Origin of the sequence: Aquibacillus rhizosphaerae, from assembly GCF_030282825.1 — a bacterium.
Lineage (GTDB): Bacteria > Bacillota > Bacilli > Bacillales > Amphibacillaceae > Aquibacillus_C > Aquibacillus_C rhizosphaerae.
Map to the genome: position 1 here is coordinate 135,241 of NZ_JASTZU010000037.1, position 12,291 is coordinate 147,531.

Sequence of the window (12,291 nt, forward strand, 5' to 3'; positions counted from 1 at the left end):
ATACAAATAAAAGTACAAACCAGTGTATGATAAAAGCGTTACCGATCCGTTCGAAACCATAATATTCTTCCCCGCTAAACAGACACCCTGCGCATGATTTATCGAAAAGTTGACACAAAAATAAGAGGGATGATATGTGGACACCGGTCCACGTATCATCCCCCTTATTCTTAGGTTCTTTATTTTACTCTCGACTTATCTTCAAATCCTATTGACTTATGGGTGCCATCACAAAATGGCTTGTTGTTTGAAGCACCACAGCGACATAACGAAAAAACACGCTTTGTTTCATACACATTTCCATCAGTATCTAATAATTCCACATTGCCTTTAACAAATATCGAACCATTATCTCTTATTTGGATAACAGCCTTATTTTCTTCACTCATGTCTTGTCACCCCTTATATAATTGTACGTGGTAACGGAACATGTGTCTAGAACCAATAAAGCTATTCGTTCTAGAGTACACATCCAATACAGTAAAGGCAACATAACTTTCTCTTACTCTAGCTCGTATGGGGTTTCTTGATAAACATAATAATTAAGCCAATTAGAAAGTAACATGTTTGAATGAGAACGCCAACGTAACAATGGCTGTTGCTTATCATCATTATTCGGAAAATAATTTTCTGGTAACTTCGTGTGTAATCCTTTTTCAAGGTCGCGTATATATTCTTCTTGAAGCGTACATGCGTCATATTCCGGATGACCTGTAACAAATATTTGGTTACCACTTTTTGATGCAACAATATAAATACCTGCTTCTTCTGACTCGCTTAAGATTTCCAAGTCCGGAATTGCTATTATTTCTTCCCTGTTAAGATCCGCATACCTTGAGTGCGGAACAAAGAATTCTTCATCGAATCCACTTAACAATTTCATTTGGTTATTCTTGATTGTATGTGGAAAGATCCCAAATATTTTTTCAGGTAAAATATATTTATTTACACCATAGTGAAAATAAAGTCCTGCTAGCGCACCCCAGCACATATGCAATGTAGAAGTGACGTTTGTTACACTCCAATTCAGAATTTGCTTTAACTCTTCCCAATAAGTAACGGACTCAAATTCTAGTTTTTCAATTGGTGCACCAGTAATAATTAACCCATCAAACCTTTTATCTTTCACATCCTCAAACGTTTTATAAAATGTTTTAAGATGATCATATGGGGTATTTTGCGACGTGTAAGTATTGGTATGTAGAAGAGAGACATCTACCTGCAACGGACTATTACTTAGTAAACGCAAAAATTGCGTTTCCGTTTTCTCCTTTAAAGGCATCAAATTCAATATAAGAATTTTTAGTGGACGAATATCCTGCTGATATGCTCGACTCTCATCCATAACAAATATATTTTCTTGTTTCAATTTTTCTTTTGCAGGAAGGTGATCTGGAATTTTGATCGGCATTACGCAACTTCTCCTTTAATCTACGAGATACATTATTAATAAATCTTCTCTAATCACTAAGTATAACTATTATAACTGATGAACTCTTATTATAAAACTTAGGGAATTCAGATAAATCAACTTTTTTCTAATTTATGTAGAAAAATATTGCAGAACCTTATTATATCCGTTTCTAGACAAAAATGGTCCTGTGTTTTTATGGAATTTTCCTCCACAATCACAAGACCACATTATACATTAATTTTAAACCATTTCACTTTGTTTATTTTCAATCAATAGCTTCTTTAGCAACTTCTTCACCAAAGTTGCTGATTTCACTTTAATATTTAGACTAGGTGATACTTCCACTTGATAGGCACTATTATGAATACAAATTTTCAAATCATCTACTGTTTCACACTCTTTTTCTAGTTTATTGATCACACTACCATATTGTAAATATTGATGTGTGTCACTTCCTCCAACAATCGGTAAACCCACCTTCTGCGCAAATTCAGTTAGTTTTGCACTATAGGATTCATACCCTTGTGCATACAAATCTTTTCCATTTAGGTCAAGTGCATCTAGTCGTTGAAGTTGGTCTGTCTCTAAATGGAATAGTGGTGTACTTTCCCTAAATGGATGAGCACCAATTTTGAGTATGTTAAATTCTTCCGCTATATCTAGTAAACCATTAAAGGAAATGAAATTTTCTTCTTTTAAATTACTTGATAATTCGTTTCTAATAGTCAGTACATCTTCTCGACTACCAATTAACAATATGTGACCAACCTCTTTTATATCAACCTCAATTCCGGGAAATAACTTTAAACCGTCTATATTATAATATCCGTTTTGATAGGTATAATGAGCTTCGAGAAAATCATATATATCCTGAAATCGAGTTGTATTAAAATGCTCTGTCATTGCTAGTGCATCTAAATCAGATTTCTTTGCTTCTTTCATCATCTCTATGAAATATTCCGGCATAAATTTTGATTTTTTAGAGATTTTTACATGACTATGAAAGTCTATATTCATAAGACCCCTCCTAAATTACTTTTTATATATTATTCCCTACTGAAAATACACAAAGTATATATATAATTGAAAAAATTAGAAACGTATAATCACGTGTTCGAAGAGATAAGTGAGCTAATTTAATCTTTTTCACCTCTGGATGGTTAAATCCATAAAAGCTTCCCTTTGTTTCTAATGCCTCCACTGTTGTTCTAGCTCGTTTGGTCGTACTTAACAATAAAGGGTAAAAAGAAAGCACTGCGATCTTAGAGAAATAGATAATAGATCGCCAATAGAGTAGTCCATTTTTTTCAGGTGCCTTTCCACGAAGTCGAAATGATAGAAAAATATGATGATATTCTTCTAGTAAACTCGGTAACATACGATAACCATAAGCAATACTAAAAGATACTTGACCTGGCAATCCTATTTTAAGTAACCCATCACTCAACTTCTCTGGATCCATGGAACAAAAAACAGTTATGCTAGCTAAGGAAATGATAGATAGCTTTAAAGTAAGAATTAAAAGGGGTAAAATAACAGTAATATCCCCTCCAAAAAACCATGAAGCAATAAGTAAGTAACCACCTTGTCCTAATAATCCAAGTGAAAGGATAAGAATGATTAAAGGACTCACTTTTGACATGCTAGTCGTTGCTATCATAAAAAAGAACATCCCTAACAAGATTACCTGATTATGAATAAACCATGGTACAATACCAAAAAACAGATACCATACAAATAACGTACGCGGGTCCAATTTCGCTAAGAAAGTATTGCTATTTCCATAAGCTGTATTCAATAGTTCTATTTTAACTTGTTCAACGGATAATTTTTCAGACAGTTTTCGTGTATATTCCATATGAAGTCCCCTCTCTTTTAACCGAGTGAACAAAGTCGTCTACTGTGTACATTAGTTGTGACATGTTTAATCTTCTACTTAGCTCCAAAATCTGAGGGGGTTTGAGGCCAGCTACCTCAAGTAACTGTAAATTATTAAACACTGAATCACGTGTACCGTCGTGGATGATTTCCCCTTCATTTAAAACTATAATTCTATTTGCCCATTCTGCTACAAGCTGCATGTCGTGGGTAGCTACAACCGCAGCACCAACTTGATCACCTAAAGAAGAAATCAATTCAGTAATATGCTTTCTAGTCGCAATATCGAGGTTTGCAGTTGGTTCATCAAGTAAAATAACTGATGGATTCATTGCGACACCAATGGCTAGTGAAGCACGCCGTTGTTGACCACCACTCATTAGCCTACTATCTCGATCCTGTAAATCCGTCAGTTCAAATTGTCTTAGTATTCTTTCTACAATTAACTTATAGTCGGGAACTTTTCTAGCTTTCAAGAAAAATTCAACATCTTTACGGACTGAGTCCTCAATAAACATTTCTTCCGGATTTTGATAAATGTATGTCACAAGGTCTGCCATTTTTTCTGGAGAATACTTTCTTGTGTTTCTACCATGTACAATCACATTCCCTTGCTCCGGTTTAACAAGTCCCGTGATTAACCTTAAAAGTGAGGATTTACCAGCACCATTATTTCCCACTAGAGCAATACGCTCACCCCGATTTATCGTTAGAGAAATATCTTTCAATACTTTTTTTCGTGACCGATTTATCGTTTTATATGAAAAACTTATATCTTCTATTTTGATCAAACTTTCCAATTGATCACTGTTTTTACTATCAGGAACAGATTTATTGCTTGTATTTTTTAGATAACACGGAAAAGATGATACCGCTTCTGCAAGCGTTATCGGGTAGTCACTCATTTCAAGGAAACCAATCTTATGAGCTGCTTGAGTAACTTGGGGTGGATAGATTTGACTATCTAGAAGTTGATTGACCTCTCTTAATGCTTGTTGTGTATTCTTTTTCCACAAAACTTGTCCCGCTTCCATTAGCACGACTTGGTTACAGTAATCTGCAATAAATTCGGTATGGTGCTCGATAACTATAATTGTTTTACCAAAGTCTTCATTTAACTTTTTTAATATGTTATATGTCTCTTCCGCATGATAAGGATCAAGTTGGGCAACAGGCTCATCTATTATTAAAATATCCGGATCAAGAGAAAGTACCCCAGCAAGGGCCAGCAAATGTTTTTGGCCACCACTCAACTGCCAAATAAACTCATTATCTAAACCAGTTAACCCCACTGTTGCTAAAGATTGCCTTCCCCTATCCTTATAATCATGGTAACCAAAATTAAGTGGGGCAAAGCTAGCATCATCTAGGACCCTAGGGCTTACAAGCTGGTTTTCAAAATCTTGATAAATATAACCAACCTGATGTGATAATTCTGCTACTTTATGATCCGTTGTCAGTAGGCCATTTACAGTGACTTTGCCAGTAAAATCACCAACATAGTAATGCGGGATAAGTCCATTCAACAACTTTCCGAGCGTAGATTTCCCACAACCATTGCTTCCCATAACAGCGATGAAATCACCTTTATTTACGGTTAAAGAAACATCCCTTAATACCGGTAACTCCCCTCCCGGATACTTAAATGTTACATTTTCAATTAGTATCTGTTCGGTCATGAAAGAACCTTCTTTTCACTTTGATTGTCCATTAATCTATTATTCTTCTTATTTCTTAACATTAAAAGTATCGTAATTAATGCTATAACACCTGCAATACCTAAACTCACCCAGATAAACCATTCTCCATACCTGTCAACAAAATCCGCATCCCATTCTAAAATGTTGATACCAGATTCAGCTAAAAATTCAAATAAAAAGGCACTAAATGCCAGAATAACCGCTATAATTATAAATCTAGGAGCGAGTACTTCTCCAATAGAGAATTTTACTGTGTTATCTCTTGGCTTTAAGCCTAATAATGGCTCAATTTTCCCATATAATCGAGGAACTAAGTATAGCGTTGGAATCAAGGCAAATAGAATACCCGAGAACAACACATCATTAAGAAACGCAAAGCCTTCAATTATAACGACACTCTCTGCTAAACCAGGTACAGCTTCTAATTCTTCTACACCTATCCAAACCTTGCCTATATCAACCATCATACTGATCATCTGGTGGATAGCAACGCCTGTAATCGCTGCAATTCCTACTTGTTTTTTATTCTTCGGATCGTTCACTAATGACCCTGCGATAAACATTGCCAAAGAGAAAGCAATAAACTTTTCAATTTCTCCGAATCCGCCAAATTGCCCTAACATTATTTCACCAAAAATAATTTCTCCTAGTGAAGCACCTATTGCAGCATAAAGCGGATGAAATAAAATACATAATGTTAATGGAATAAAAGCGAAGTATTCCACCGATAATTCAATTGGTCCAAAATTCACTGATGGAACTAGTTCCGTAATCATGTTGGATAAACCATAAAGGGACATAGATAAAATAAATACCATCATCTTTTGTGATTGTGTTAGAACGTACCTTTCTTTCAATTGGCTCACTCTTCATACCTCCTTAATTTCTATTACATTTATTGTAGAACATGAGTATTAAAGCAGTATGTTTCTATAGTAAAAACAGTGTAAATTAATCATCATTTTTTAACATTTTGTAAATTAACTTACATTACTCTATTTTCTATATTCTAAATATGCTACGATAACAACGAAATTTATAAGGAGGTATTCGTAATGGAATTTAATTGGAACACAGAAACAATGTCACCAAGTCAATTTAAAATAGCTGATTATATTCAAAAAAACACCCAACATGTTTTATTGTCTACGGAGCAGGAAATTTCCAACTCCCTTAAAATAAGTATTGCCTCTGTTTCCCGATTTTGGAGATCAGTAGGTTATAAAAACTTTAAAGATTTTAAAACTCAAATGCGCACACAACTTGAAGTTTCTCCAGCAGGAAAGATGAAAAATATAATGCGTAAAGCTGAAGGACATGAACTACAGTATCATAAGCTAACAATGTCAGTAGATCATTTACAAAAAACGATGGAGCATTTTTCATCCAATGACTTTGACCAAGCGGTAGACACACTATCACGCGCTCATAATATTTACATCTATTGCCCTGGACCCTCTATTGGATTAGGACACTTATTATATTACCGCTTATCTCGATTCGGATTGCATATTCGCATCATTCATAATAATGGTAGTGAACTGTTTGAGGACCTTCTCCATATCAATAAAAACGATGTGGTTATAATTTTCGGGTTTGTCAGATTATTACCAGAAGCAAAAGTGATTTTAGATCAAGCTAACCAAGTAGGGTATCAGACAATCATTATCACAGATAAGCTAGTTTCTGACTTTTCAACACAAACGGACAGCATCCTATTTGCTAGTAGAGGGGATATGTGGGAGTTCCATTCTATGATTGCACCAACCTTCATGGTCGAAAACCTAATTATTGCAGTTGGTATGAAAAATAAACAAGAAAACTTAGAGAGGTTAGAACTACTCAGCAATTTACGCCATCAATATTCTGATATATTACCAAGGTAATAAGTATAGCACCCAAGACTTCTGTGCCGCTTATTACAAACAAGTAACCATAGTTACTTCTATATACCATGTTCAACCCTCGCTTATTTTGGGTATACGAAATAAACGGGCTAAACTATTATCATAAACTAGCGAATTATTGATGGTAGTTTTCCTACTACCGAATAAAGGTTTGGTTTGCAATTAGTAGTTGTTGAAAGTGGGGTATAATGCTTGGAAAACAGTAAATCACCTAAGCAAAAGAAAAAACAAAAACACCTAAATAAGAAGAGATCTAAAAGTTCATTATTTATAAAAACACTCTGGTTGATTGGGGGACTATGTCTTGTCTGTTTAGTTGGCAGTGGTAGTATATTTGCTTATTACGCTAGCCAGGCTCCAGAAATAAATGAGGAAGCTTTAATTGATCCTATTCCATCAGAAATTCTTGATAAGAATGGTAATGTCGTTGCAAGACTTGGAACTAAGCATCGAGAGTTAATCGAATATGAAGATCTCCCTAGTCAGGTAGAACAAGCTGTTCTAGCTACTGAAGATGAACGTTTTTATGATCACTATGGGATTGACCCCATTCGATTGGGGAAAGCAGTATTAGCAAATATAACGGAGGGTTATGGTTCTGAAGGCGCGAGCACAATCACCCAACAAGTGATAAAGCGGTCCTTCCTTACTTCAGAAAAGACGTTAGAGAGAAAAGCCAAAGAAGCCTGGCTAGCCATTAAATTCGAACAAAATTACAGTAAAAAAGAAATTCTTGAATTTTATCTAAACAAAACCTATTATTCAGATAACATTTATGGAATCGAAACGGCCGCTCACTATTATTATAATAAAAGTTTAGATGAATTATCTCTTGCGCAAGTAGCACTTTTAGCAGGTATACCACAAAGCCCAAATAATTATAATCCATATGACTCTCCTGAAAAAGCGGAAGAAAGACGAAATATAGTGCTTTCCTTAATGCATCAACATAATAAGATATCTCATGAACAGATGGAAAAAGCACAACAAGTTTCTGTAACAAAAGGTATCGTTGACCGTAGCAGTGAAGAGCGAACACATTTAACTAAAGATAAAGGCTTTGATGCTTTTATTGATCACGTTATAGATCAACTGGATGAACAAGGAGATTATAATATTTACGAAGAAGGACTTCGCATTCATACTACTTTAGATCCTAAAGCACAAGCACACGTGGAGAAAATTTTAGATACAGAAGAAGTAATCAACTATCCAAATGATAAACCGTTTCAGGCTGGGATTACTTTACTGGATACACAAACCGGGGCTATCCGAGCCATCGGTGGTGGTAGAAATTATGGAAGTGAAGTAAAACGAGGGTTCAACTTTGCTATAGACAATCAAAGACAGCCTGGGTCCGTTATTAAGCCTATACTTGTCTACGCACCCGCAATTGAAAAAAACAAATGGTCTACGGCACATATTATTGATGACGAACCAATTGAGTATGAGGATGGAGGCGAACCAGCAAATTGGGATGGCGAATTTAAAGGAGATATTACCATTCGTGAAGCACTGTGGGATTCACGAAACATTCCAGCAATAAAAGTATTTAATGAAACTGGACATGATTATGCTACCGAATTTGCAAAAGGACTTGGAATGAATTTCAATGGTGAGACACTTTATGAAAGTGCGGCAATTGGAGGAATGACAACTGGTACAAGTTCAATGGAAATAGCTGGTGCCTATGCCGCTTTAGGAAATGAAGGGGGCTATAATGAACCCTATGTAATCAAAAAGATAGAATTTAGAGATGGCTCATCAAAGGAATACTCAACTAAAAAGAACACTGCAATGGATAATTCAACCGCTTTTATGGTTACGGATATGTTAAAGGAAGTAGTTAAAAATCCTCAAGCAACAGGTACAACTGCAGCAGTACCTGGAGTAGAAGTAGCTGGAAAAACAGGAACGACTAACTATACAGATGAGTATATGAAAGCAAACGATATAGCAGAAGGAGGTACTCCTGACTCATGGTTTGCTGGTTATACAACTGAATATACTGCTGCCATTTGGACAGGTTACAAAGATCGAAAACATCCGTTAACAAATAATGAGACGCGCATTTCCCAAAAAATATTTAGTAACTTGATGGAGAAAGTAACCAATGAAGAAGATAATACAGATTTCAATAAACCAAACGATATTGTTGAGTTGGATATCGAAGAAGGAACGGAGCCAGCCAAACTAGCTAGTGACTTTACACCAGATGGAAGTGTTACAAAAGAACTCTTTTTTGAGAATGACAAGCCATCTGATGAATCTAACCAATTCGTACCTAGCTTGCCAGTTCCTTCAAACTTAACAACTAATTATCATAGTAATGATTCAAGCATCACTCTTAGATGGGATTATTATCAAGATGAACAGGATGATCGTTCAGTTACTTTTGATATTACTACTAGTGTAGATGGGAATGAGCGTTTCATCGGTTCCACAGAAAGTGAAGAATTGACTATTAATAATATTGAACAGGGAAAGGATTATACTTTTTATGTACAAGCTAGTACTACAGGCGATGAAAGTAGTAAAGCATCTGTAGATTTCATTTTAGAAAACTCCGATGATAAACAAGATGATGATAATCAGACTAGTGATGACTCTTCCAATCAAGATGATGATAATCAGACTAGTGGTGACTCTTCCAATCAAGATGATGATAATCAGACTAGTGATGACTCTTCTAATCAAGATGATGATAATCAGACTAGCGGTGATTCTTCCAATCAAGATGATGATAATCAGACTAGTGATGACTCTTCTAATCAAGATAATGATAATCAGACTAGTGATGACTCTTCCAATCAAGATGATGATAATCAGACTAGTGATGATTCTTCCAATCAAGGTGATGATGACCAGACTAGTGATGACTCTTCCAATCAAGGTGATGATGACCAGACTAGTGATGACTCTTCCAATCAAGGTGATGATGACCAGACTAGTGATGACTCTTCCAATCAAGATGATAACCAGACTAGCAATGATTCTTCCAATCAAGACAATGATGACCAGACTAGCGATGATTCTTCCAATCAAGACGATGATTCCAATCAAGATGATGGAAATTAGGCCATTAAATAGATGATGAATAAAGAAGCCTAGCAAACATACATGCTTGCTAGGCTTCTATTTTCAGGCTACTTTATCTTTGTACTTAATGTGTTTTTCACTTCTGAACTTTTTAATTTGATATACATACCAAAAGGCAACAATTACAGTTAATGAAAATCCTATTGCAATAGATAGTTGGTAACTAAGTCCTAATCCTTCAGGTGCGTAAAATATATACGTACATACTACTGCTGACATAAATAAAGCCGGAACTCCACAAATCCAGTGAAATTTATGACTTTTTAATAAATACATCGCTCCAGTCCATAACATTATGGATGCAACTACTTGGTTAGTCCAACCAACATACCTCCACAAAAAGGTATAGTCAATCGTTGCAAGAAAGAGTGCAGGAATAGAGACTGGAATTGTTACTAGTAGTATTTTTACTTTACTATCCATATTGAAAAACTTAGCAAGAATATCTGACAAAATCATTCTTGATGAACGCAGTGCTGTATCACCTGTAGTAATGGGAAGAATAATAACCCCAAAGACCGCTAAAATTCCACCAGTAATACCAAGTAATGAAGTTGATATTTCATTTACTACACCAGAAGGTCCTCCTGCCACGAGCGCCGCTTGAAGTCCATCTGTTCCATTAAAGAAAGTCATACCTGCCGCAGCCCAAATTAATGCAATCACGCCTTCAATAATCATCGCGCCATAAAATATTTTACGTCCATCCGTTTCCTTTTTCATTGTCCTGGCAATTATCGGACTCTGTGTACAGTGGAATCCTGATATTGCCCCACAAGAAATCGTAACCATCAGTAATGGCCAAACCGGTAAATCACCTGGATGAAGATTTGCAATTGTGAGGTTCGGCATCGATTTACCAGAGATTATTAACGCAACAGCTACGGAAATTGCCATGATTAGTAATATAGCGCCAAGAATCGGATAAATTTTACCAATGACACGGTTTATTGGTAAAATCGTTGCTAAAATGAAGTAACCAAAAATAATCAATAAAGCCAAAGTAAAACTCAGTGGGGTAATTTGTGCAATTAATTGAGCAGGACCTGCAGTAAATGCAGCTGCTACTAATATCATTAAAACTAATGAAAGTAAATTGATAAAAGTTTTAACATGTTTCCCCAAGTATTTACCAACTAGTGATGGAAACTGGGCCCCATTATGCCTTAAAGACATCATTCCTGAAAAATAATCGTGAACTGCTCCAGCAAAAATACTGCCAACTACAATCCATATAAAGGCAACTGGGCCATATAGCGCTCCTGCTACAGCCCCATATATCGGACCAAGTCCTGCTATATTTAATAGTTGTATTAAATTACCTTTCCACCAGCTCATTGGTACAAAATCCAAATTATCTCTTTTAGCGTAAGCTGGAGTAGGTGTATTATCATTAACAACAAAAACCTTTTCAACAAATTTCGAATAAAATAGGTAACCCAATAAAAGTATGAATAGTGCTCCAAAAAATGTAAACATCTGTAGTTCCTCTCCTGTTGCGAAAATTGGTAGAATATTAAACATATTATCACTTTCACCCGAAAAGTAAATAGATTTTTCAGAAAAAATAATCTTTTTAGTAATTACATTATTGTTTATAGTTAAGACTTATCTCGTTTCACTATAGGGTCCAAATTAGAATAATGGAAAATCCTTTTATCATTAAACAGAGACGCATTCCTGCAATGTATTCATATAAGTCTGGAGCAACATGACTATATTTTTTTATGGCATGATTAAAATAAGATGCCAGAATCCCCATTGGGACCTGGCATCTCACTCTAATTTTAGATATTTAATCTCTGTGTAAATAGGGCGCTAAACCTTCTAGGACATCGTCAGGAAGTGCATCTTCTATCATTGGAAAAATAACTCTTTCTTCCTTTCTTACATGCTTTTCTAGAAGCTTACCTAGCTCATTCATTAGTGGTTCTAGTTCTTCATTTTTTTCAAAGATTTGAAAAATAATCGATCGGATTTTCACATGTTCCAATAGCATTTCAGTTATCTCATGCTGTTCAATGGACCCGTACAGTGCATAAATTGGTAACAGTACTTCCTCTTCATCTCGAAAATGTTGCTGACCACCTGTCTCCCAAAACAATCGCAATTCTTCTTTTAACTCTATCCCTTTATATTTGCTTTTTTCAGTTCCTATTTTCCTTAGATTTAAAGCTAAGAAAAGTGCATGATGGTGATGGTGTGATAACGGATATAATGACTTATGCCTCAATAACCCTTTCTGTTTTCCTACCATTGTTAACCTCCTCTTGAATTTGTTATTAGCTATCTT

At 35.4% G+C, this 12,291-nt stretch carries 10 protein-coding genes; 2 read left to right on the forward strand and 8 right to left on the reverse strand.

What is annotated here, in order from left to right; genetic code table 11:
• Positions 1–179: 179 nt before the first annotated feature.
• The 6 genes from QQS35_RS12095 to QQS35_RS12120 form a co-directional block, all read right to left on the reverse strand.
• A complete protein-coding gene (locus tag QQS35_RS12095; RefSeq protein WP_285932410.1) occupies positions 180–389 on the reverse strand; it encodes a CDGSH iron-sulfur domain-containing protein in 210 nt (69 codons plus the stop codon).
• A 113-nt stretch (positions 390–502) separates the two neighbouring features.
• Positions 503–1,411, reverse strand: a complete 909-nt coding sequence (metA, locus tag QQS35_RS12100) for a homoserine O-acetyltransferase MetA (protein ID WP_285932411.1) — start codon at positions 1,409–1,411, stop codon at positions 503–505.
• A 243-nt stretch (positions 1,412–1,654) separates the two neighbouring features.
• A complete protein-coding gene (locus tag QQS35_RS12105) occupies positions 1,655–2,431 on the reverse strand; it encodes a PHP domain-containing protein (RefSeq protein WP_285932412.1) in 777 nt (258 codons plus the stop codon).
• A 22-nt stretch (positions 2,432–2,453) separates the two neighbouring features.
• Positions 2,454–3,272, reverse strand: coding sequence for an energy-coupling factor transporter transmembrane component T family protein (locus QQS35_RS12110; protein ID WP_285932413.1), 819 nt, complete (start codon positions 3,270–3,272; stop codon positions 2,454–2,456).
• Positions 3,247–4,971, reverse strand: a complete 1,725-nt coding sequence (locus QQS35_RS12115) for an ABC transporter ATP-binding protein (RefSeq protein WP_285932414.1) — start codon at positions 4,969–4,971, stop codon at positions 3,247–3,249. Before QQS35_RS12115 ends, QQS35_RS12110 begins: the two co-directional genes overlap by 26 nt.
• Positions 4,968–5,858, reverse strand: a complete 891-nt coding sequence (locus tag QQS35_RS12120) for a cell division protein FtsQ (RefSeq protein WP_285932415.1) — start codon at positions 5,856–5,858, stop codon at positions 4,968–4,970. Before QQS35_RS12120 ends, QQS35_RS12115 begins: the two co-directional genes overlap by 4 nt.
• A 189-nt stretch (positions 5,859–6,047) precedes the next feature.
• Here QQS35_RS12120 and QQS35_RS12125 point away from each other — a divergent pair, with 189 nt between their 5' ends.
• Positions 6,048–6,878, forward strand: a complete 831-nt coding sequence (locus QQS35_RS12125) for a MurR/RpiR family transcriptional regulator (protein ID WP_285932416.1) — start codon at positions 6,048–6,050, stop codon at positions 6,876–6,878.
• A 213-nt stretch (positions 6,879–7,091) separates the two neighbouring features.
• On the forward strand, positions 7,092–9,977 hold the full coding sequence (locus QQS35_RS12130) for a transglycosylase domain-containing protein (protein WP_285932417.1): 2,886 nt from the start codon (positions 7,092–7,094) through the stop codon (positions 9,975–9,977).
• A gap of 63 nt (positions 9,978–10,040) precedes the next feature.
• On the opposite strand, the gene QQS35_RS12135 is transcribed toward QQS35_RS12130, so the two are convergent.
• On the reverse strand, positions 10,041–11,477 hold the full coding sequence (locus QQS35_RS12135; RefSeq protein ID WP_285932479.1) for a carbon starvation CstA family protein: 1,437 nt from the start codon (positions 11,475–11,477) through the stop codon (positions 10,041–10,043).
• A 316-nt stretch (positions 11,478–11,793) separates the two neighbouring features.
• Entirely contained in the window at positions 11,794–12,255 is a 462-nt protein-coding gene (locus QQS35_RS12140; protein ID WP_285932418.1) for a hemerythrin domain-containing protein, read from the reverse strand.
• Positions 12,256–12,291 lie beyond the last annotated feature (36 nt).

What these genes read in the sequence shown, in the direction of transcription:
- QQS35_RS12115 (WP_285932414.1), bottom strand. Translation starts at nt 4,971, where the DNA reads ATGACCGAACAGATACTAATTGAAAATGTAACATTTAAGTATCCGGGA.
- metA (WP_285932411.1), bottom strand. Translation starts at nt 1,411, where the DNA reads ATGCCGATCAAAATTCCAGATCACCTTCCTGCAAAAGAAAAATTGAAA.
- QQS35_RS12135 (WP_285932479.1), bottom strand. Translation starts at nt 11,477, where the DNA reads ATGTTTACATTTTTTGGAGCACTATTCATACTTTTATTGGGTTACCTA.
- QQS35_RS12105 (WP_285932412.1), bottom strand. Translation starts at nt 2,431, where the DNA reads ATGAATATAGACTTTCATAGTCATGTAAAAATCTCTAAAAAATCAAAA.
- QQS35_RS12140 (WP_285932418.1), bottom strand. Translation starts at nt 12,255, where the DNA reads ATGGTAGGAAAACAGAAAGGGTTATTGAGGCATAAGTCATTATATCCG.
- QQS35_RS12125 (WP_285932416.1), top strand. Translation starts at nt 6,048, where the DNA reads ATGGAATTTAATTGGAACACAGAAACAATGTCACCAAGTCAATTTAAA.
- QQS35_RS12095 (WP_285932410.1), bottom strand. Translation starts at nt 389, where the DNA reads ATGAGTGAAGAAAATAAGGCTGTTATCCAAATAAGAGATAATGGTTCG.
- QQS35_RS12110 (WP_285932413.1), bottom strand. Translation starts at nt 3,272, where the DNA reads ATGGAATATACACGAAAACTGTCTGAAAAATTATCCGTTGAACAAGTT.